19 protein-coding genes and 1 pseudogene are annotated in these 22,230 nt (G+C 38.3%); 11 read left to right on the plus strand and 9 right to left on the minus strand.

Going from position 1 to position 22,230, the window contains the following annotated elements; genetic code table 11:
* Positions 1 to 9: 9 nt before the first annotated feature.
* Complete coding sequence (locus ATCC51562_RS00220) at positions 10 to 435, plus strand: hypothetical protein (protein WP_021090327.1); 426 nt, start codon at positions 10 to 12, stop codon at positions 433 to 435.
* Positions 436 to 480: 45 nt separating this feature from the next.
* Here the strand turns inward: ATCC51562_RS00220 and ATCC51562_RS00225 are convergent, their stop codons facing one another.
* From ATCC51562_RS00225 to ATCC51562_RS00235, 3 genes are read right to left on the minus strand one after another with little or no spacing between them, the layout of a single operon-like run.
* Positions 481 to 2,079 (minus strand): flagellar hook protein FlgE, encoded by a 1,599-nt coding sequence (locus ATCC51562_RS00225; RefSeq protein ID WP_051288431.1) that lies wholly within the window; start codon positions 2,077 to 2,079, stop codon positions 481 to 483.
* 8 nt (positions 2,080 to 2,087) lie between these two features.
* On the minus strand, positions 2,088 to 2,795 hold the full coding sequence (locus ATCC51562_RS00230; protein ID WP_021090228.1) for a flagellar basal body rod modification protein: 708 nt from the start codon (positions 2,793 to 2,795) through the stop codon (positions 2,088 to 2,090).
* An 8-nt stretch (positions 2,796 to 2,803) separates the two neighbouring features.
* Positions 2,804 to 4,195 carry a flagellar hook-length control protein FliK gene (locus ATCC51562_RS00235; RefSeq protein WP_021090354.1) on the minus strand — a complete coding sequence of 464 codons (1,392 nt, stop codon included), beginning with the start codon at positions 4,193 to 4,195 and terminating at the stop codon, positions 2,804 to 2,806.
* Positions 4,196 to 4,356: 161 nt separating this feature from the next.
* Between ATCC51562_RS00235 and typA the strand changes: the two genes are divergently transcribed.
* The 4 genes from typA to ATCC51562_RS00255 all read left to right on the plus strand — a co-directional run bounded on the left by typA (position 4,357) and on the right by ATCC51562_RS00255 (position 10,081).
* Complete coding sequence (gene typA / locus ATCC51562_RS00240; RefSeq protein WP_021090305.1) at positions 4,357 to 6,159, plus strand: translational GTPase TypA; 1,803 nt, start codon at positions 4,357 to 4,359, stop codon at positions 6,157 to 6,159.
* Between the two features lie 280 nt (positions 6,160 to 6,439).
* Entirely contained in the window at positions 6,440 to 6,625 is a 186-nt protein-coding gene (locus tag ATCC51562_RS00245; RefSeq protein ID WP_021090211.1) for a hypothetical protein, read from the plus strand.
* Positions 6,626 to 7,049: 424 nt separating this feature from the next.
* The gene (locus ATCC51562_RS00250) at positions 7,050 to 7,619 is read left to right on the plus strand and encodes a cytochrome c-type protein TorY (RefSeq protein ID WP_021090205.1); all 570 of its coding nucleotides are present in this window, start codon (positions 7,050 to 7,052) and stop codon (positions 7,617 to 7,619) included.
* A gap of 20 nt (positions 7,620 to 7,639) precedes the next feature.
* Positions 7,640 to 10,081 (plus strand): molybdopterin-dependent oxidoreductase, encoded by a 2,442-nt coding sequence (locus tag ATCC51562_RS00255; RefSeq protein ID WP_021090362.1) that lies wholly within the window; start codon positions 7,640 to 7,642, stop codon positions 10,079 to 10,081.
* Positions 10,082 to 10,112: 31 nt separating this feature from the next.
* Here the strand turns inward: ATCC51562_RS00255 and ATCC51562_RS00260 are convergent, their stop codons facing one another.
* Positions 10,113 to 10,421 carry a YolD-like family protein gene (locus ATCC51562_RS00260; RefSeq protein ID WP_021090288.1) on the minus strand — a complete coding sequence of 103 codons (309 nt, stop codon included), beginning with the start codon at positions 10,419 to 10,421 and terminating at the stop codon, positions 10,113 to 10,115.
* The gene (locus ATCC51562_RS00265; RefSeq protein ID WP_021090206.1) at positions 10,411 to 11,673 is read right to left on the minus strand and encodes a hypothetical protein; all 1,263 of its coding nucleotides are present in this window, start codon (positions 11,671 to 11,673) and stop codon (positions 10,411 to 10,413) included. The genes ATCC51562_RS00260 and ATCC51562_RS00265 overlap by 11 nt, the downstream gene beginning before the upstream one ends.
* A 256-nt stretch (positions 11,674 to 11,929) precedes the next feature.
* Here ATCC51562_RS00265 and ATCC51562_RS00270 point away from each other — a divergent pair.
* Positions 11,930 to 12,562, plus strand: a pseudogene (locus tag ATCC51562_RS00270) (autotransporter domain-containing protein); the annotation flags it as partial.
* Positions 12,563 to 12,609: 47 nt separating this feature from the next.
* Here ATCC51562_RS00270 and aroC read toward each other — a convergent pair.
* The 4 genes from aroC to ATCC51562_RS00290 are packed head-to-tail and all read right to left on the minus strand — an operon-like array spanning position 12,610 to position 15,797.
* On the minus strand, positions 12,610 to 13,677 hold the full coding sequence (aroC, locus tag ATCC51562_RS00275) for a chorismate synthase (RefSeq protein WP_021090202.1): 1,068 nt from the start codon (positions 13,675 to 13,677) through the stop codon (positions 12,610 to 12,612).
* A gap of 8 nt (positions 13,678 to 13,685) precedes the next feature.
* A complete protein-coding gene (rnc, locus tag ATCC51562_RS00280) occupies positions 13,686 to 14,357 on the minus strand; it encodes a ribonuclease III (RefSeq protein WP_021090363.1) in 672 nt (223 codons plus the stop codon).
* Complete coding sequence (gene rnhA, locus ATCC51562_RS00285; protein WP_021090299.1) at positions 14,354 to 14,788, minus strand: ribonuclease HI; 435 nt, start codon at positions 14,786 to 14,788, stop codon at positions 14,354 to 14,356. The genes rnc and rnhA overlap by 4 nt, the downstream gene beginning before the upstream one ends.
* Complete coding sequence (locus tag ATCC51562_RS00290; protein ID WP_021090261.1) at positions 14,766 to 15,797, minus strand: tetratricopeptide repeat protein; 1,032 nt, start codon at positions 15,795 to 15,797, stop codon at positions 14,766 to 14,768. Before ATCC51562_RS00290 ends, rnhA begins: the two co-directional genes overlap by 23 nt.
* Positions 15,798 to 15,852: 55 nt before the next feature.
* Between ATCC51562_RS00290 and dnaG the strand changes: the two genes are divergently transcribed.
* The 5 genes from dnaG (at position 15,853) to dcuC (ending at position 22,222) form a co-directional block, all read left to right on the plus strand.
* On the plus strand, positions 15,853 to 17,532 hold the full coding sequence (gene dnaG / locus ATCC51562_RS00295) for a DNA primase (protein ID WP_035167092.1): 1,680 nt from the start codon (positions 15,853 to 15,855) through the stop codon (positions 17,530 to 17,532).
* A 104-nt stretch (positions 17,533 to 17,636) separates the two neighbouring features.
* Positions 17,637 to 18,872, plus strand: a complete 1,236-nt coding sequence (locus tag ATCC51562_RS00300) for a M20 family metallo-hydrolase (protein WP_021090292.1) — start codon at positions 17,637 to 17,639, stop codon at positions 18,870 to 18,872.
* 10 nt (positions 18,873 to 18,882) lie between these two features.
* Positions 18,883 to 20,202 (plus strand): amidohydrolase, encoded by a 1,320-nt coding sequence (locus ATCC51562_RS00305; protein WP_021090218.1) that lies wholly within the window; start codon positions 18,883 to 18,885, stop codon positions 20,200 to 20,202.
* Positions 20,199 to 20,897: a dipeptidase PepE gene (gene pepE, locus ATCC51562_RS00310; RefSeq protein WP_021090320.1), complete on the plus strand. Its 699-nt coding sequence runs from the start codon at positions 20,199 to 20,201 to the stop codon at positions 20,895 to 20,897. Before ATCC51562_RS00305 ends, pepE begins: the two co-directional genes overlap by 4 nt.
* 14 nt (positions 20,898 to 20,911) lie before the next feature.
* Positions 20,912 to 22,222 (plus strand): C4-dicarboxylate transporter DcuC, encoded by a 1,311-nt coding sequence (gene dcuC, locus ATCC51562_RS00315; RefSeq protein WP_021090293.1) that lies wholly within the window; start codon positions 20,912 to 20,914, stop codon positions 22,220 to 22,222.
* Positions 22,223 to 22,230 lie beyond the last annotated feature (8 nt).

The following is a 22,230-nucleotide window of genomic DNA, read 5'->3' on the forward strand; positions in this document are numbered from 1 at the left end:
AGTAGAGTAATGTCTGGAAAGTTTAAACTTCGTTTTTTATCAGCTTTTAGAGATTTTTTTATCTATCATCACAAATCTTTAGAATTTCGTGCCAAAATTTTTGCCGCAATGATCTCTGCTAAATTTGACCCAGACGAAGATGATTTTTTTGTTTTAAATGACATTACAAATGAAATTTATGAAAATGACCAAACCAGAAAAGACTTTTTGATCCAAACTGTTAAAGAGTATGTAACAAGAGTTAAAAGAAACGATAGGATCACACTTGATGCACTACTTTTAAGTATTGATAAAGACCTAAAAGATCACAAAAGATATGCCAAAAAGATAGATTTTTCACATCTTCGTCGCTTGATGAGTGGCTGTGAGGAAGAAATTTTAGTTCAGCAAAGGGTTTATGAGTTTTTAATAAACGAAGTTAAACTCTATTCTTAAAACTATCATTCATTTTAAATTTTTAATCATCAACTAGCATAAAAATTATTTCTTCATTTGAATAGCAGTCTGGATCATCTCATCACTTGTTGTGATACTTTTTGCACTAGCCTCATAAGCCTTTTGTGTGACTATAACCTCACTTAGCGCTTGACCAAGATCGACATTACTCATTTCAAGTTTATTTGCAAGAATTTGTGAGCCATAAATAGTCTCACCAGCTTTATTTTTATAAAAAAATGCTTCACCTGAATTTGGAGTTGCTTCATAGAGATTATCACCTACTTTTGATACGCCTTGCTCATTTTGGAAGTGAAATAGAGCTATTTTTGCAACTATAAATGAGCGAGAATTGTCAAAATTTGCCATGATATTTCCACGATCATCAACGCTATATTTTGTGAGATTTCCTTCGGCGTAGCCATCTGCTTTTATGACAAAGTCTTTTTTTGAATTGGCCGAGCTTGTTATGCCATTATAAACATTTGCATCTCCATCGCCAAGAAAATTTAAAGCTACGTTTCCAACGCTTGTTAATGTATTTGTAACAAGCCTACCGCTACCATCAAAAGTAAGTGTTCCCATAGCTGTATTTTGTACAACACCATTAGCATCAGTTATCGTAGCTGTTGTATTCCAGGTAGTTTGATTGCCACCTTGAGGGATTTGCTTTGTAAAATTTATAGTTACTAAGCTCTTTGTACCATCACTGTTATATATCTCTGAGCTTAGTTTTTCTTTATTAGCTACTTCAACTAGTGAAGTAACTTCAGCTTTTACATCTAAGCTAGCAAAATTCATAAATTTTAGGCTTTTATTGTTTATATGCCAGCTGCCATCGCTCTCTAGCGTGGTTGAAAACTCACTAAATTTACCATCGCCGTCTTTTACTTTTACCACTACGCTATCGCCTGCTTTTGCACCAAACCTTGTCTGACTTAGCGGAATTTGTCCATTTAGTGAGATAGTTTTGTTTGTATTATCGAGTGTATAATTAAAATTTGTCGCATCAATGGCTGTTGTTCGTTTATCTGTTATAAGGCTTGAGTCTAGGTTGCCTTTTAAATTTATATTTTTTGTTTGCTTGGCTGGCATATATAAAAAATGAGGTAAATTTATACCTTTTTGTGAGCCAGTATCGCCTAGTTTTAGATCCTCTTCTTTTGCAGTAAATGCCTGCGTGGTACCTTTTGTTTGACCATATTTTCTAAGAGCATTAGCACTTGGAGTGACTGGAGTAAAACTTGTTAACGTACCAAGAAGCAAGTTGCCTTTATTATCTACTAAATTTCCAGCCCCATCTATATCGAAGCTACCTGTTCTTGTGTAGTAGTTTCTACCATTTTTATCAACGACACCAAAAAAGCCTTTACCGCCTATAGCTAGGTCGAAGTTATTATCAGTATTTTGAAAACTACCATTTGTCATCTTTAAAGCTGTCGTTTGTTTTGTAGCTCCAAGACCTACTTGATTGTTAGTTGGACCACTTCCAGCAGAAGCCATATGTTGATTGATTAAATTTTTAAACTCAGGGATTGAAGCTTTAAAACCTACGTTGTTGATATTTGAGATATTATTTGCCCAAACATCCATGCCAAAGCTTTGTGTTTTAATGCCACTAATTCCGTTGTAAAAACCTCTCATCATGGCTTTTATCCTTCGTAAAATTCAGATATTTTATCCATTGGGACATATTCGCCTGCGATTTTTATCATGGCTTTGCCGTCTACAAATTTTACTGCCTCGACTGGATAGCTACCTACTTGAGTCTTGTATGAATTACCATCTTTTCCAGTGTAATTAACAGAAACTGTATATGCGCCGTTTGGTAATTGTTTTCCAGAATCATCTTTACCATCCCAAGATATTCTGCGAACTCCTGATTTTAGATCTTTTATATCAATTGAACGAACGACCTCTCCATTTGCATTTTTAATTTCAAGCTTGCCATTTGCAAGATCTGATTTAAAATAAAGTGCAAAATTTACAGTTTTTTGCTCATCTGTTAGTAAAACTGAGTTTGAACCAGTTGAGACCATTTTGCCAAGAGCTGATATGGCGTAGGCATTTGCATTTGATTTTAATTGATTTACAAGCTCTTTCATAGCTGAGTTTGTATTTTGTTGCATCTCTAGCGATGCTAGCTGGCTAGTTTGTGTGAGCATCTTTTCAGTATCCATAGGACTTGTTGGGTCTTGATACTGAAGCTCTGTTAAAAGTAGCTTCATAAATGCATCTTTATCTAGCTGCGCATTTGGGTTAGTTCCTGTGCCAGCTGCCGCATCTTGCTTTGCTTTTGCCTTTTTCTCAGCGTTTTTTTGTTGAGTTGTTTGTGTAGTTATATCTGAAACTGAAGCCATGATCTCTCCTAAATATATCTTGGTATTACTAGCTCAAGCAAGCTTTGTTCCGCTTGAGTGTTTTCGCTCTCATCGCTTTGATTTGAGCTGTATTTGTTTTTTGCTTGTTCTTTTTTATCTTGTCTTTGATTTTGATCTGAGAAATTCATCTCAAGCTCGGTAAATCCCATATTCACAAGACTATTTTTAAACTCGGCTTGATTTTGTAAAAAGAGATTCATCGTAGCCGTGGTTGAGTTAAAATTTACATGTAAGTTGTTGCCACGATTTACCATCGTGATCTCAACTTCGCCTAAATTTAGTGGATTAAGCGTGATGTTAAAACGAGTGATCGGAGCTTTGTAGTTTTGCACCTGCTCTTTTAGCGTAGAAGAGAAGTTGCTAAGCGTCTCTTTTATCTCAGCCTTTGTCTGAAGCTGGTGTTTAGCGCTATTTGCGATATCTTTTACCATTTGATTTAGCTCTGATTTATTATCGCTTGCAAAGGTCTCTTCGGTTGGCTCACTTTTGGTCATCTGCTCTCTTTCTGGAAATAGTAGTGACTCAAGAGTTGGGGCTTTTTGTGCCTTTTGCTCGTGTAAATTTACCTTTGCTTTTGGCTCGTTTTCTAGCTCTATATCTAATGACTCATCGTCAAGTTTTACTTCGCTATCATCTAGCTTTTTAGGCTCTTCTTTTACTAAATTTTTAACTTCATTAGTTGGATTTGTCACTACCTCTTTTAATAAAGTATCGAGCTTTACGACCTCTTTTGGTTCATTTTTTATGATAGTTTGCTCGACCTCGTTTTTTAGCTCTTTTAGGTAAAAAGGCTTGTCTTCGGTTTTTATTGGTGTGAAAAATTCTTGCTTACCTAAATTTTTAAACATCTCATTTAGTTTTGGCACATCTTCGTTTGAAATTTCTATATTTTCAAGGCCAAGGTCAAATTTCTTAGCAAGATCAATAAGGTCACTAACGCTCTTAACATTACTAAGCTCTTCGACGTTTTCAGGCACACTTAAGAAATTTGCTATTTTGTCGCTAAAATTTGGGAATTTGCTTACTTTTTCATTTCCATTTAGAATTTCTAAAACCTGCAAAAGCTGCATGAAATTTGCATTTTCATAAAGCTCGTTTTTTGTGTTTTCGTCCAATTTTTCTTCAAGTGCGGTTGAAATTTTTGCTGCATTTTCACTTTGAGCTTTTTGTAGCGTCTCTTTTTGAGTATCAACCGTTTTTACTATCTCTTTGATATCTTTTTCAGTTATCTTTTGTCCGCTATTTGCCTTGCTCGCAGCTGCATCTAAAACCATCGACAAAAACTCGCCGTTGTTTTGAGATTTCTTTGCAGTTGTAGACTTTTTGGTGGCCGCAGGAGCTAACAAATCTACGTTGTTTTTCGCTGTATAAGCTTGCATTTAAACCTTTCAAATTTTTAAACTTAATGCGAAACATGCAAAATCTATTCCAAAAATTAATTTCTTGATATCAGCTTAAAATTTATAAAAATTTGGCTATAATCTGCCCCTATTTTAAAACTAATGAAGCGAAAATAGCAAACTAATAAACGGAGAAAACTTTGGAAAAGATACGAAATATAGCCGTCATCGCACACGTCGACCACGGTAAAACAACAATGGTTGATGAGCTTTTGAAGCAGTCAGGAACATTTAACGAACATCAAAGCGTTGGCGAACGTGTCATGGATAGCAACGACATCGAAAGAGAACGTGGCATCACGATCCTTTCTAAAAATACTGCTATTCGCTACAAAGATACAAAGATCAACATCATTGACACCCCAGGCCACGCCGACTTTGGTGGCGAGGTAGAGCGCGTTCTTAAGATGGTTGATGGCGTTTTGCTACTTGTTGATGCGCAAGAAGGTGTTATGCCACAAACTAAATTTGTCGTCAAAAAGGCGCTCTCACTAGGACTTCGCCCAATCGTCGTTGTAAATAAGATAGATAAACCTGCAGGCGATCCAGACCGCGTTATAAATGAAATTTTTGACCTTTTTGTAGCACTTGACGCAAACGATGAGCAGTTAGAATTCCCAGTAGTTTATGCCGCTGCTAAAAATGGCTACGCAAAGCTAAAACTAAGCGATGAAAATATAAATATGCAGCCACTTTTTGAGACTATCTTGGCTCACGTACCAGCTCCAAGTGGTAGCGATGAAAACCCACTTCAGCTTCAAGTTTTTACTCTTGATTATGATAACTACGTTGGCAAGATCGGTATTGCAAGAATTTTTAATGGCAAAATATCTAAAAACCAAAATGTTATGCTTGCAAAGGCTGATGGCACAAAGACAACTGGTAGAATTTCAAAGTTAATTGGTTTTATGGGTCTTGAAAGAACCGATATTAACGAAGCTGGTACTGGCGACATCGTAGCGATCGCTGGCTTTGATGCGCTTGACGTTGGCGATAGCGTCGTTGATCCAAACAACCCTCATCCGCTTGATCCACTCCATATCGAAGAGCCAACCCTTAGCGTTGTATTTTCTGTAAATGACGGCCCACTAGCAGGCACTGAAGGCAAACACGTCACATCAAACAAGATCGATGAGCGCCTTGCAAACGAGATGAAGACAAATATCGCGATGAAATACGAAAATATCGGCGAGGGCAAATTTAAAGTAAGTGGTCGTGGCGAGCTTCAGATTACTATTTTGGCTGAAAATATGCGCCGCGAGGGCTATGAATTTTTACTTGGCAGACCTGAGGTCATCGTAAAAGAGATAAACGGCGTAAAATGCGAGCCATACGAGCTTTTGGTTATCGATGCGCCTGATGATACGACAGGCACAGTCATAGAAAAACTTGGCAAAAGAAAAGCGGAAATGGTCTCTATGAACCCAACAGGCGATGGCCAAACAAGGATCGAGTTTGAGATCCCAGCGCGTGGGCTTATCGGCTTTAGAAGCCAGTTTTTGACTGATACAAAAGGCGAGGGCGTTATGAACCACAGCTTTTTGGAGTTTAGACCACTTAGTGGAACAGTGGAGCACAGAACAAATGGTGCTTTAGTTTCGATGGAAAACGGAGTAACGCTTGCTTATTCGCTATTTAACTTGCAAGATCGTGGTGTGCTTTTCCTTGATCCGCAAGCAAAAGTCTATGTGGGCATGATCATCGGCGAGCACAGCCGTCCAAACGACCTTGATGTAAATCCTATCAAGGGCAAAAACCTAACAAATGTGCGTGCAAGCGGTAGCGACGATGCGATCAAGCTTGTGCCACCTAGAAAGCTAAGCCTTGAGCGCGCGCTAGAGTGGATAGAAGATGACGAGCTAGTCGAGGTTACGCCTATAAATATCCGCGTTCGCAAGCGCTATTTAGATCCAACAGAACGCAAAAGAAAAGCAAAACTCTAATCAAATTTTATCATTTAGCCCCTTTATAAAGGGGCTAATAATTAAACTCTAAAAACAGCAAAAAAAGATTTAAATAAATTCTTATATCTTTTTGCATTATTTATTTAAGTTGGCTTTGTTCAAGACGAAATAGAGCCATTCTCTCTCATCTAAAATTTATCAATCTTAAAACTATTTATGCTTTAAAATACCATACTTACTTTTCTATTTTTGCTTTTAATGTAATCAATACAAAAATGCTTAGTTTATGTTAGAATCGGCGAAAATTTAAAGGAAATCTATGAAAAAACTAAAATTTATCTTTGCTCTCGCCGCGGCATTTATTTTTGGCGGCTGCGAGAGGGCGGCGTGGCTGTATGAGGGAAATTTCAACGAAAACAGATATGAGCAAGTAAAAAAAGACGCGAAAAAGGCAAAGCAAATGCGAAAAAAAGCGTGCGAGCTAGGCGATAAGCAAAGCTGTTAAATTGACAATAAGGCGTTTTGACAAAAATTTTAAAATGATAAAACTCTATAAAGTCTTAACATAGCTAGCAATTTAGAGTAGTAACTTTTAGCATATTTTTGAATTCTGTAATAAGTTTGCTAATTTATATTTTTAAGTTTATAAAAGCTTTATTACACTTTTTTATAGTAGCCAGTGAAGTAAAGTTAAATTTTTACTTTACTAGACTCAAAAGTAAAATTTCTGTAGAGTTTGCAAGCTATAAAATTTACTTATACTTTTAGCTATCAAAACAATCAACAAAACTCATTGATAAATTTTCTACTAAATCTTATTTTAAATAAAAGTAAATATTAACTTTCTTAAATAAATCTAAATATAACAATGTAATTTTAAGCCATTAGATTATAAGATTTTTTTAAATTTTATTTTTAAGGATTGCAACATGAAAATGCTATTTTTAGCCCCTGTCTTAGCATGTAGTCTTGCTTTTAGTGCAGATGTCATCGCAAAAGATGCCAATATAACGCTAGATGGCAAGATGATCGGAAAGATCGAGGTTTTAACACCAGTCGAAGTCGTCGAAAAAGGCGATAAAACGAGCAAAATCAAGGTTAATGGCGTAGTTTCGGCAAACTATTTAGCCCAACTTCAAAGAAGTATAGAAGATCCAGAAATCTTTGTAGCTTTTAATGACGAGAGTGAGGCAAATTTCAAAAAAGTAAAAGATCTTGAAGATGACTACGGCGAGGTTTGGTACCAAGCAGAGGGCGTTTATGAAGTGCCAAATGACGCACTTGGTGGTGATACAAAAAAGCTTTACGTAAAAGCACAACAAATTTATGAAGAGACCTGCTCTGCGTGTCATAGACTTCATGAGCCAAATAGCTTTACAGCGGCTCAGTGGCCAGCAAATTTAGCTGGAATGGTCGATGCGAAATTTGTAGCACTAGATGAAACTGACCTAAATTTAGTGCTCAAATACTTACAACACAATGCCAAAAAAGTAAAATAAATTTTCATAAGGGAGAAAATATGAAAAGACGAGATTTTATAAAATTTTCTGCACTTGCAGCCACTGCGGCACAAGCGAACAAGATTGAAGGTGTGACAAAAACCATTTTTGACCAAAAGAAAACTTTTGGCGCAAATAGATTTGGTCTATTTTGGGCAAATACCAACTCAAATCAAATCGTCTCCGTTGATCCATTTGATGGTGATAAATTCCCAAATACAATGAATAACAGCTTGCCAGATCTCATCCAAAATGAAAGTCGCGTACTCTATCCATACGTAAGAAAAAGCTACCTAAAGGCAAAAGGCGCGGCAAAAAGCGAGCTTCGTGGCAAGGAAGAATTTGTGCGTGTTAGCTGGGATACGGCACTTGACCTTGCTGCAAAAGCCTTAAAAGAAAATTTTGACAAATATGGCCCTGAGAGCATCTACGGCGAATGCTATTGGTGGGGCGGTAGCGGTAAGATCAGCTGGGGTAGGACTGTTGGCCACAGGATGCTAAAAGTGCTTGGCGGATACGTTGAAGAGAGCGGCGACTACTCAACAGGCGCTGGTCTTGTCATCATGCCTCACGTCCTTGGAAATAGTGCGGTTTATGACGCTCCTACAAAATGGGAAGCTATGGTTAAAAATGCTAAGAACATCGTATTTTGGGGTACTGACCCGCTTGTAACTGGTCAAATTTCATGGCAGCCACCAACACACGATGGTTATCTTGGCATAAAAAAGATAAAAGATGCTGGCATAAAAACTTATAGCGTTTGCGTCTTTAAAAACGACACCACAAGATATCTTGACTCTGAAGCTATCATCGTTCGTCCAAATACCGACGTAGCAATGATGCTTGGCATGTGCCACTATCTATATGAAAACAAGCTTTATGACGAAGAATTTATCAAAAAATACACAGTTGGCTTTAATAAATTTAAAGACTACCTACTTGGCACAACCGACAAAGTGGTCAAAGACATAAACTGGGCTAGTAAAATTTGTGGTGTAAAAGCCGAAGATATAGCTAAATTTGCAACAGCGCTTGCAAAAGAGCCAAGCACTATCATCGCTGGCAGATCACTTCAAAGACAAGATCACGGCGAGATGGGCTTTTGGGGTATCGTAACACTTAGTGCGATGCTTGGCCACATCGGTAAAGAGGGTCTTGGATTTGAGTTTAACCTCTACTACGGAAACGGTAGCACCGATAAGATAGCACCTGCTCTAAAAGGTATCAGCACTAGGATAAGCGAGAAATATGAAAACGTAGATGGCGCTCCATGGAAGAAATTTAAAAACGTAACCATCCCATCTTCAAGATCAATCGAAGCTTTGCAAAATCCTGGCAAAGAGATAGATTATGATGGCTCTAAGATCAAACTTCCACATATGAGAGTAGCTTATATGGCCTCTGGTTCGATGTTTACAAGACACCAGGACGTAAATAACACCGTTAAAGCGTGGCGTAAATTTGACACCGTAATAACCGCTGAGCCATACTGGACAAGCACAGCTAAACTAAGCGACATCGTCTTACCAGTGGCACTTGAGGTAGAGAGAAATGACATCAACCAAAGTGTCCCATCAAGCGAATACATCGTGGCTTATAAGCCAGTAGTTGAGCCAATGGGAGAAAGCAGAAGCGACTACTGGATATGCTCACAAATTTGCAAACGCTGGGGTAGAGAAGAGGTCTTTACTGAGGGTAAAGATGAGCTTGGCTGGGCAAAAGAATTTTACGCAGATGCCGTAGAGCAAGCTAAGGCACTAGATCTTAAAATGCCAAGCTTTGATGAGTTTTGGAAAGAGGGCTATGTCAAATTTGACAAAGACAATGAAGAGACAAAATACTACACAAGACTTAGTGCATTTAGAGAAAATCCGCACAAAAATCGCCTTGGTACGCCATCAGGCAAGATAGAGATATACTCTCCAACTATCGCTAAATTTGGCTACAAAGACTTTGCCCCACACTTTGCTTGGATCGAGCCGTTTGAGTGGCTTGGTAGTGAAAAAGCTAAAAAATATCCATTTAGCATCACAACCCCACACTCAAGATATCGCCTCCACTCTCAGCTAAATAACTCAATAATCAGAAACTACGCTGAAGTGAGCGCAAGAGAGCCGATGTTAATAAATACAAACGACGCTAAGAAAAAAGGTATCGCAACTGGTGATGTAGTGAGAGTCTTTAATGACAGGGGTGAAATTTTGGTAGGAGCGCTTGTTACTGACATCATCCCAGAGCGTGTCATCGCTATTTGCGAAGGTGCATGGTACGACCCTGAAGTGCTTGGCGAAAGAAGCCTTTGTAAGCACGGCTGCATCAATGTCTTAACACGCGACAAAGGCACATCTAGTATCGCTCAAAGCAACTGCGGACATACGATACTAGCGGATCTTGAAAAATATAAAGGCGAGATCAAACCAATAACTGCCTTTTCTAAACCAAAAATTTTACAATCTTTGTAGAATTTATATAAATTTAGCCCTCGCATGGGGGCTAAATTATTTTTAGGTCATTTATATCTTCAAATTTAATCCTAGTTTTTACAACCATAAGAGTTTTATTTTTGAAATTTACGTCAGAGATTAGTCCGCTAGCACTTGTATAGGTGTAGCCGTCATGATAGCTCACATATACTTCATCAGCCGGCTTTAGCTTGCTTATCTTTTTTAAAATTTCATCCATCATGCTTTCATCAAGTTCAAGTTTTTCGCATTTTTCTCGCTCTCTTGACCGCAGGGCTCGCTCTAAGGTTGAGAGAGGATTAAACGAGCTAAAAATTTTTGCTCTATCTTTACTCGCCACTTTTGTGCCCTCCGATCTTTTTATTTCTATCTTGCCCAGTGGCTTCTGGTAGTAGATCGATCGCTCTTAAAACCGAGTTTTTACCAAATTTTTCTTTTATGAGATTTAGGGATTTTAAAACCGCCTTTTCTTTAGTGTTATCCTCAAAAAGACTAGAGTGAGCGAGTCTTTCTTTTACTACGTCATTTGCACTGATGCTAATTTGCCTAATCATCCCAACATTTTTTATCTTGTTTAAAAGCAGCTCCTCAGCCGCGCTCATCAGCACGCTTGAGACATTTGTTGGTGTCTTAAACCGAACACTTGCACGTTGCAGCGGCTCAAACTTGTCTGAAAATTTGATACTTATCGTAAGCCCACTCGCCTTGAGCTCTTTGTTTATGAGCCTAAGAGCGAGCCTGTCAGCCATTTCTTTTAGTACGACTACCGCCTCACAACGTTCGTAGTCTCTTGGTAAAATTTCAGAGCTAAAGTAGGATTTTGTGCTTGGTTTATATGCTTTTATATCAGCTATTGTCGTTGGCTCTATGCCATTTGCATGGTCTATCGTTATATAAGCATCAACTCCAAAAAAATTCTCAAGTAGGCTTCGCGGAGCATTTGCTATATCTTTCATGCAAAAAATTCCATGTTTTTCCAGCTTTAGCCTAGTTTGCTTACCGATACGCCAAAAGTCATCCAAGGGTTGATGCGTCCAAAGACGTTCTTTATAAAGCTGCTCGTCTAAAAATGCAATCCCATCATCACTGTGCTTAGCCAAGATATCAAGGGCGATTTTTGCGAGGTATAAATTTGTGCCCATGCCACAGGTGGCCGTCACGCCAGTAGTTTTTAAAATTTCATCCATTATCTTTTTGGCTATGGATTTTGCATCGGTATTATAAAATTTAACATAAGAAGTAAGATCGATAAAGGCCTCATCGATAGAATAGACATAGATATCATCTTTTGAGACGTATTTTAGATATATCTCATAAATTTTAGCCGCATAGTCGATGTAAAACTGCATTCTGGGTGGCGCAATGATAAATTTTATAGCCTTTGGTATTTCAAAAAGCCTGCATCTATTTTTCACACCTTTGGCTCTAAGAGCTGGGCTAACGGCTAGGCAAACACTTCCGTTGCCACGACTATCGTCAGCCACGACCAGATCGGTTTTAAACGGATCAAGCCCTCGCTCTACACACTCAACTGAGGCATAAAAGGACTTTAGGTCAATGACGGCATAAAATTTTTGTGCTTCGTTTTTCATGGGGTGATTATAGATGAAAATTAGTAAAAGTTCGTTTTTGAAAGATTGATCTTAAGGTTAAAATTTCTAATAAAAATTTTTTAGAAACAAAATAAGCAAAATGGATAAATTTTACTAGTGGAGCCAGAGCAAATGCAACGCACAACGAAGTTAATATAATTGGTTCTACTATTGAAAAAACTAGACAATCAGGTGTTTATATTGGTTTAACAGATAGAAGTGATGTAAATTTTAGCAAAGTAAAAATAAAAATGGCGAGTATATGCTTGGGGCTTTTGCTATACCAACATTTGATAACAGCAACGAAGATGCCAAAATAGATGGCAGAGTTAGAAACTATGGATTTGGTATTTTTTCAAGGCTAAATTTACCACGTGATTTTTATATGGATCTCATGGCAAAAGCTGGTAGGAGTCAAACTAAGGTTGATGCGAAAGATGTAGATTATAAAATCTCAATGCCATACTACAATGCTAGCTTTGGCGTCGGCAAAAAGATAAAATTTGATAGTTTTATGCTTGATAGTGGGCTAAACTACGCACTCTCTTATGTCGGTAGCGATGAGGCAGATATCGGACAAAGCACATTAAAATTTAGCAGCGTTACATCAAGTAGAGCTAAAATTTACTCAAAAATAGCCTATGATGCTGGTAAATTTAATCCTTATGGAAAAATTAGCGCTGAGTATAAATTTAACACCAAGTCAAAAATAGCGGTGATCCAAGAAGACGAGGAGATCAGCCTAACTCAAAAAGGCACAAGCTCAGAGGTTGAGGTCGGTCTAAGATATACGCCAACTTATGCAACACTCATAAATTTTGGCATAGCACAATCTTTTGGTAAAAAAGATCAAAGCAGCGCAAAACTTCAGTTTGCTTATAGATTCTAAAAATTTAGTGGCTTTTTTAGCCACTAAATTTACTTATTTTTATAGATTTAGCCGTAAATCTTCTTTAAATTTTCAAGCTTTGTACTAGCATTTAGTAGTAACATATCGGCGATAACTAGCCTTATCATCGCAGTTGCAACGACACTACCACGTATACCTATGCAAGGATCATGTCTACCTCTTAGCTCAAAATCTACCACTTCGCCAGCTAAATTTAGCGTCTTTTGCTCTTTAAATATCGAAGGCGTAGGCTTAAAATGGCTCTTTAGCACGATCTCGGCGCCACTGCTTATGCCCCCAAGTATGCCACCAGCGTTGTTGCTCAAAAAGCCAAGCTCGTCCATCTCGTCATTGTTTGCTGAGCCAAGCATGGAGCTTACATTTACGCCAGCACCTATCTCAACGGCTTTTACACCATTTATGCCCATCAAAGCCGCTGCTAAAGCGCTATCTAGCTTATCATAAAGTGGCTCACCAAGACCAGCTGGCACTCCTCTAGCCACGCTTAAAACCACAGCTCCCACGCTATCGTGCTCGCTTCTAGCTTTATTTACCACTTCTTTCATCGCTTCTTCGTTGCCAAGAGCGTAAATTTGAGAATTTTTAGCAAAGTTAAAGTCTATTTTGTCACTAAAAACTTTACCGATACCAAGCACTCCACTTAAAATTTCTATATTAAACTCATTTAAAAGTAGCTGTGCAAAAGCTCCACCAGCTACTCTAATGGCCGTTTCTCTTGCGCTTGAGCGTCCGCCGCCTCTGTGATCTCTAAAGCCATATTTTTTGAAATATGTAAAATCCGCATGGCCAGGGCGGAAAATTTCACGTAAATTGTCATAGTCGTTTGACTTTTGGTTGTTGTTAAAAATGGCAAAACCTATCGGTGCTCCAGTGCTTACTCCGTTAAAAATACCGCTAAAAATTTCTATCTTATCGGCTTCATCTCTTGCGGTTGTAAAGTTGCTTTGTCCCGGGCGGCGTCTATCTAGCTCACTTTGGATGAAATCTACATCTATCTTTAGCCCAGCTGGAAGTCCGTCTATTACGCCACCAATCGCCACCCCGTGGCTCTCGCCAAAGGTCGTTAAGGTTAGTTTTTTGCCAAATGTATTCAAAATTTTTCCTATTTTTTGATTTTTTCTAGTGCGATTTTTGCTGCAAGCTGTTGGGCTTGCTTTTTAGAGCTGCCAACGGCGCGTGAAATTTCTTTGCCATTTAGTAGCAAGGCTATCTCAAATTCTTTCTTATGATCAGGACCTGACGTGCCGATGAGCTCGTATATTGGTATGACACCAAGACTAGCCTGAGTAATCTCTTGAAGAGCGGTTTTGTAATCCTTTTCTAGGTGTGCAAAGTCGATCTGTGGATAGCAAAGTTCAAGCAGAGCGATCGAAATTTCTCGCACCTTATCAAGTCCAGCCTCAAGGTAGATAGCGCCCATCACTGCCTCAAACGCATCGCTTAAAATGCTATCTTTCTCGCGTCCGCCATTATTCTCTTCAGCCGTGCTTAGCCTTAAAAATTTACCCATTTTTAGATGCCTTGCCATATTTGCAAAGCTTTTTTCATTTACAAGTGCGGCTCTTAGCTTGCTCATGTCGCCCTCTGCGATCTTACTAAATTTTTTAAAAAGATACTCAGCCACAAGCAGATCCATCACCGCATCGCCTAAAAACTCAAGCCTTTCGTTATTTAACGCCTGTTTGGTGCTCTTGTGCGTTAGCGCCTCTTCTAAAAGTTCAGTTTTTTTAAATTTATACCCAAGACTCTTTTCAAATTCTTCTAAAATTTTCATCTTTCATTCTCATCTTTTATTTTTAATGCCTCGTCCCTCGCCATCTGGTCGCACTCCTCGTTTTCAGGGTGTCCAGCATGCCCCTTAACCCAGCTTGCCACGACTTTGTGAGGCTTTGAAATTTCTAGATACTCCTGCCAAAGCTCTACATTTTTTACGTTTTTAAAATTTCTCTTTTGCCAGTTAGAAAGCCACTCATTTATGCTATTTACTACGTATGAGCTATCGGTAAAGAGTCTCACCTCGCAAGGCTCTTTTAACGCTTTTAACCCCATTATCGCAGCTTTTAACTCCATTTGGTTATTTGTCGTATATGCCTCTCCGCCGCTTGCTTTTTTCTGCGCTTCATTAAATCTTAAGATGTAAGCCCAGCCGCCAGCTCCAGGGTTTCCAAGGCACGAGCCGTCGCTAAAAAGTGTTACTATCTTCACTTGGTTTTTCTGTGATGTGGGATAAAATTTTTACACTTCCTAGCTCGTGACAGACCGGACAGCGGTAAAAGTGCATAGGAAATGAGTTTTTGCAGCTTTTGCAAACGTAGTTAAAGCTTAATCCTGCTGCGTCAAATTTAGCGTCTTTTAGTTTTTTGATGATGTTTAGCTCAAAACCATCAATTTCACATGGCTCATCTATATCACCCTTTGCGTAAAAGAGTGATTTGTACTTTGGATCGCTTAAATTTATAGGCGTTTTTAGGTTGTAAAGCAGATCAAGTACGTCTTCAAATTTGGCAAAATCTTTTAAATTTTCTAAATTTTCATTATGTCTTATAAAAAGGGCTAAGATCATGCGTTTTAAAAGCTCAAAATTTTGGCTAAGGTGAGAGAGAATTTCTACCTTTTCTTTAAAACTTAAGCTTTTATCATCAAGCGTGCTGATCGCCTTTATATATGCCTTTTGATCTTTTACATTTACTCCCAGCTCTTCAAGCGAATTTAGCGCATAAAGTGCTTCTTTGTAGTTTTTGAGCTTCTCATCTATCATTGTCAGAAAACGAAGTGCGACGACATTTCTAGGGCTTAGCTCGAGTGCCTTTTCAAAAACCTCACTAGCCTTTTTTAAAAAGCCAGCCTTAAAATAGACCTCTCCAAGCTCGTTTAGAATAAATTCTTTTTCATTTTTATCTCTAACTTTGCCAAGTGCGATGAGATAAACACTAATTGATTTTTCAAAATCACCATTTTTGGCAAAAGTTTGCCCCAGCATGCAAAGGCTTTGGGCGTCTATCTCTGGGCTTTGTAGCATCTGTTTATGCTCGCTACTTATGCCATCTTTGCTATCAAATTTTCTTATAAATTTTTCGATTCTTTTTTTCTCATCTTTGCTCGAAAAGATACCCCAAGCATAGCTTAATGCGGCTATCATCAAAATAATGCTAAATAAAATAATAAGGCTAAATATCGGATCTCTGTGCCCAATGAAAAAAATATCCACGCTCATACTTTGTAATAAAATTTTACTTTAATTATAACAAAGCGGTTGTATAATTTTGCTTATGATAGATCCAAAATCCATAGAAAAACTCAAAAATCAAATCGATATCGTTGACATTATAGAGCACTATTTGCCAGTCAAAAAAATGGGTGCAAACTACAAATGTGTCTGCCCATTTCACGATGACAAAAATCCTAGCATGAGCATAAGTCAAAGCAAACAAATTTTTCACTGTTTTGCTTGCAAGGCCGGCGGAGATGCGATCAAATTTGTAATGGATTATGAGAAATTAACCTATCCAGAAGCTATCGAAAGAATAGCTAGTCTTGTAAATTTTAGCCTTGAATACACAAGCGACAAAGCCCCAACACAAAAAGAAAATAAGCATATTTTAGAAAAGGCAAATGCCTTTTATAGGAGCGAATTTTTCAAGCATGAAGCCGCTGTGAGATATATCTATTCTCGTGGCATAAATGATGCGATGATCGAGAAATTTGAGCTTGGCTGGGCAGGTGAGAGCGCTAGTACTATCAGGCTTTTACAAAATGAAAATATCGAGCCAAAAGAGGCACTTGAAGTTGGCATTGTAAAGCAAAACGAGAAGGGAATTTATGCTAGTTTTATCGAGCGTATCACATTCCCTATATATGCACATACAGCAAAGCTAGTCGGCTTTGGCGGTAGAACGATCTCAGATCATCCTGCAAAATATGTAAATTCTCCACAAAGCATAGTTTTTGACAAGTCAAAGCTGCTTTACGGCTATCATTTAGCTAGACAAAGCATTTTTGAAAAAAAGCAGATTATCATCACAGAGGGATATTTAGATGTTATCATGCTGCACTTTGCTGGCTTTACAAACGCCGTTGCCGTGCTTGGGACTGCACTTACGACTAATCACTTACCACTTTTAAAAAGAGGAGAGATAAGCGTAGTGCTTTGTTTTGATGGTGACTCGGCTGGTATAAATGCCGCTATAAAATCATCTCGTCTTTTAGTGCAAAACGAAATAGATGGAAGCGTTGTAATCATAAAAGATGGTGCAGACCCTGCGGATATGGTCTTTGCAGGTAGAAGCAATGAGCTAGAAGAGATGTTTGGCTCAGGGACTGAGCTTGGTGAGTTTTATATAGAGCAAATTGTAAAAAAATATGATATTACGCGTCCAGTGCAAAAGCAAAAATGTTTAGAAGAGATAGTGGAATTTACAAATTCTCTAAAGCCAATAATCGCAAAAAGTTACGAATTACTAGTTTCAAATTTACTCAAAATAGAGCTAAATACTTTTAGCCTTCATGGACAAAGATATATAAGCAGACAAGATCAAAATTTTACAAATGCTGCAACGACAAATAAACAAACGGCTCAAAAAAAAGATAAAACTGATATTTTGGAATTTAGCGTTTTAAAGAGCATGCTTGCAAATAAAAATTACGAAACTATCGTTTTAAACGAGCTTGAGGAGAAATTTTTCTTGCATCATAAAGATTATTTTCAAGCTGTTTTATTGCCAAATATTGAAGATAATGCGGTACTTGTTAGAGAAATTTATGTTGATGAAAGCTCAAACATAGCTTCTAGTGAAGATAGCCTTAAAGAGGCCATTTTAAAGCTAAAGCTAAAATACTATGAGAAGTTTCGCGAAGATACCAGAAAATCACAAAAACCAAATAAAATCGAAATAATGCAAAAAATTTCAGAGATTATTAAAGGCTTACACAACAAGCTACAAAAAAATTAGATTTAAAAATTTAACACTTATTCAGCTTTAAATCATAAAACTAAATGTAAAATGTTCAAAGTAATAAATGTTTTTAAGATTAGTTTTATTTTTAAGGATTTATTATGATAAATTTTAAAAGATTTGAGGCGAATTTTAATGCTATAAGCAGGTTTGGAGCATTAACAGGTGGAGGGCTAACAAGGCTTGCATTTAGCAAAGAAGACTTGGAAGCTAGAAATTTTCTTATAAATTTAATAGAAGAAAATGGCTTTAAACTTAAAATTGACAATGTTGGCAATATTTTTGCCATATATGATGATGGCTGTGAGCCAGGCGAGAAGCCAGTTTGTGTGGGCTCTCATATAGATAGCGTGCCAAATGGTGGCTTTTATGATGGCACGCTTGGTGTCATGGCAGGACTTGAGGCGCTAACCTCGATAAAAGAAGCTGGCGTTAAATTAAAGCGCCCACTTTGGTTAATTAACTTTTGCTGTGAAGAGTCAAGTAGGTTTAAAACAGCAACCATTGGCAGCAAGATAATAAGCGGCAAACTTGGCCTACAAAGACTTCATGAATTAAAAGACGAAGATGGCATATCGCTTTTTGAAGCGATGAGTAAATTTGGACTTGAACCACAAAATTTAAATGATTCTCTTTTAAAAGAACACTCACTTCATTCATATTTGGAACTTCACATTGAACAAGGTCCAGTGCTTGAGCGAAGCGGTATAAGCGTTGGTGTATTAAGCGGTATCGCCGCTCCTATTAGATTTGAAATTATTATTCATGGTAAGGCAGATCACAGCGGTGCAACTCCGATGAATATGCGTAGTGACGCGCTGCTAGCTGCTTCACACATCATAATCGCTGCCAATAAATTTGCTAAAAATAAAAAAACAGCTGTGGCTACTATTGGTTACGCACATGCAAAGCCAGGCGTTTTAAACGTCGTGCCAGGCGAGGCAAGGCTTGGAGTTGATCTAAGAGATATTGATAAGGCAAGCTTAGAGGAGCTAAATTTAGAGCTTAGAAATTTTATAAAAGAGCTAAGCGGTGAGCTAAATTTTAGTTATGAGATAAGAGAACTAAGTAGTGACGAGCCAGTAAAACTAAGCGAGCATGCTATAAATTTACTAAGCGAAGAGGCTACTAAACTTGGCATAAAAACGCTTACTTTGCCAAGCGGAGCTGGACATGATGCGATGAATTTAACAAAACTTGCAAGTAGCGTTGGTATGCTTTTTATACCTTGTATTGGTGGCATCAGTCACAATATAGCAGAAGCTATAAATTTTGATGATGCTTTCAAAGCTACACAAATTTTAACAAATGCACTAATTAAACTATCAAATGAATAAGGAGAAACCTATGGATAAGATAGCAAATTTGGCTCTTTCTTTAAAAGATGAGCTGATCAAGGATCGCAGGTATTTTCACTCGCATCCAGAGACTGGCTGGTTTACATTTTTTACGACCGCTGTGTTAGCAAAGAGGCTTAGTGACCTTGGTTATGAAATAAGCCTTGGTGACAAGGTCGTTAAAGCCGATGCAAGGCTTGGTCTTGGCTTGAAAGAGCAATGCGAAAAAGCAATAGAAAGAGCCAAAAAGCTCCTAAGCCCTGAAGAGGCAAAATATCTTCCTTATATGAAAGATGGCTTAACTGGCCTAACTGCCTTTATAGATACGAAAAGGCCTGGTAAATTTACAGCATTTAGATTTGACATTGATAGTGTTGATGTGACAGAGAGCGACGAGCCTACTCATAGACCTTATAAAGAGGGTTTTGGTGCAGATATCGCTGGTATCACGCATGCTTGCGGGCATGATGGTCATATATCTATAGGCCTTGGTGTAGCAAAACTTATAGCTGAAAATTTAGATGATCTAAATGGTAAGTTTAAATTTATCTTCCAAACAGCAGAAGAGGGCACAAGAGGAGCTGTGGCTATGGAAGCTGCTGGTGTGCTTGATGGCGTAGAGTATCTATTAGGCGGACATATCGGTTTTCAAGCAAAAACCAATAGAGGCATCATATGTGGAACAAATAAGCTACTTGCAACTTCAAAATTTGACGTACATATCACCGGTCGTTCAGCTCACGCAGCAGGTGCACCACAAGATGGCACAAATGCCCTTTTAGCCGCATCTCAAATGGCGCTAAACATGCATGGTATCACAAGACATGCAAAAGGTGTGACCAGGATAAACGTAGGCGTTTTAAAAGCCGGTGAAGGCAGAAACGTCATAGCACCAAACGGCTATCTAGCTTGTGAAACAAGAGGTGAAGATACAAATTTAAATGATTTTATGTATGAAAAATGCATGGATATTGTTAAAGGCGTGAGTGAAATTTATGGCGTAGAGAGTAAAGTCGTAAAAACTGGTGGCACAAATGGAGCCGATAGCGACAAAGAAGTAACTGAAATTTTCTATGAAGCTGCAAAGCAAAGCCCATTTATAGATGATGACAAGATCGTAAAAGAGCTTGATTTTGGTGCTTGTGAAGATTTTGCTCACTTTATGAGAGCTTTGCAAGATAGGGGCGCAAAGAGCGGATACATGATGATAGGAACAAATTTAAAAGCAGGCCATCACAACTGCAAATTTGACTTTGATGAGGAGTGCTTGGTAGCTGGAGTTGATGTCTATCTAAGATCTGCTTACAAATTAAATGGAGTAAAAAAATGAAAAATGCTTTACTAATCAGTGCTTCAAGCTATCAAGATACTGGCTATTTAAGGCACTGCAAAAACTGGGTTAAGGAATTTTTAGGTGAATGCGGCAAGGAAGAAATTTTATTTATCCCTTATGCTGGAGTTAGGCGAACAAATGACGAGTATGAGCAAAAAGTAATTGATAGATTAAAAAATAGCAATATAAAATCAATCCATCACTACGAGGATAAAATTTCTGCTATCAAAAATGCTAGAAGTATCGCAGTTGGCGGCGGAAATACCTTTATGCTTCTTTACACGCTTTATAAGCTAAATTTGATTGAGCCTATAAAAGAAGCTGTGGCAAATGGTGCAAAATACTTTGGCTGGTCAGCTGGCGCAAACATCGCTGGCAAGACGATGATGACGACAAATGATATGCCTATCATCATGCCAAAGTCATTTGACAGCCTAAATATCTTCCCATATCAGATCAATCCGCACTTCATAAGTGGCAAACTAGCAGGTCATAACGGCGAGAGCAGGGAGGAGAGGCTAGAGGAGTTTTTGATAGCAAATCCAAAAGAGACTATCTACGCTTTGCCTGAGGGCACGGCTTTGCTCATAGAGGATAGCGAGGCTGAGGTCATAGGACATAGTGAAATTTTAAAATTTGAGTATCAAAAAGAGATAGAAAAAATAGAAGTTGGAACTAAATTTAAAATCTAAACAAGGAGAGAGGTATGGAATCATTCAAGCTAATTGCTGCCATTCTTGGCATCGCGGCTGTTGTAGCACTTCTTGTCTTAAAAAAAGAGACAAGAACGGTGCTAATAGGTGTTGGTTTGGTGCTTTGTATAATCGCACTAAAACCGATGGGGGCACTAAGTGCTTTTACTGACTATATGACTAAAGCAGGGCTTATAAAGGCGATTTGTGCAAGTATGGGTTTTGCATTTGTTATGAAATATACAATGTGCGATAAGCACCTTGTCGCACTTCTTACAAAGCCACTTAAAAATGTAGGCTTTATCTTGATCCCCGCAACAACCGTGCTAACTTATTTTATAAATATCGCTATCCCTTCAGCTGCAGGATGCTCCGCTGCTGTTGGTGCGACACTTATACCGCTTCTAATGGCTTCAGGCATCCGCCCAGCTATGGCTGGTGCTGCTGTTTTTGCGGGTACATTTGGTGGAGTCTTAAGCCCAGGATCGGCTCACAACGTCTATGTGGCTGACCTTGTTAAAAAGACGGTTGAGGGCTACACAGTTCAAGATGTCATAAAAGTGCAAATTCCAAGTGCATTTACTGCCCTTGTTATCGTAGTGATCGCATTAGTTATTGTTGCGATACTGCTTAAAGACTATCAAAAAAATACAAATTTCACTCTTGAAAGTAGTACTGCTAGCGAAGAGAAGCCGCTATTTAAAGTAAATTTTATCTACGCCATTATGCCTCTAGTCCCACTTGTTATCTTGGTTATTGGTGGAACAAGCCTAGCAAAAGATTATAGCTTTCTTGCGTGGACAAAGATGGGCGTTGCTGAGGCGATGATACTTGGTGCGATCATAGCTATCTTTGCTACACTTACAAATCCGCAAAAGATCACAAAAGAATTTTTTAACGGAATGGGCCACGCTTATGCTGATGTTATGGGTATCATCATCGCAGCTGGCGTTTTTGTCGCTGGACTAAAGGCATGTGGAGCCGTTGATATGGTTATCGCATGGCTTAAAACAGATCAAAGTTACGTTAAATTTGGCGGAACATTTGTGCCATTTATCATGGGTATAGTTACAGGTTCAGGCGACGCTGCTACATTTGCATTTAACGAAGCTGTCACAACAAATGCCGCTGCACTTGGCTTTGAACAAGACAAGCTTGGTATGGCCGCAGCTATTGCTGGTGCTTTAGGTAGATCGGCTTCCCCGATTGCCGGTGCTGCTATCGTTTGTGCAGGCATTGCGATGGTTAGTCCAGTTGAAATCGCTAAAAGAACATTTTTAGGTATGTTTATCTCTGTTGTAGCGATTGCATTTTTTGTCATCTAAAAGGATGA

The sequence above is a fragment of the Campylobacter concisus ATCC 51562 genome (assembly GCF_000466745.1).
GTDB classification, from domain to species: domain Bacteria; phylum Campylobacterota; class Campylobacteria; order Campylobacterales; family Campylobacteraceae; genus Campylobacter_A; species Campylobacter_A concisus_B.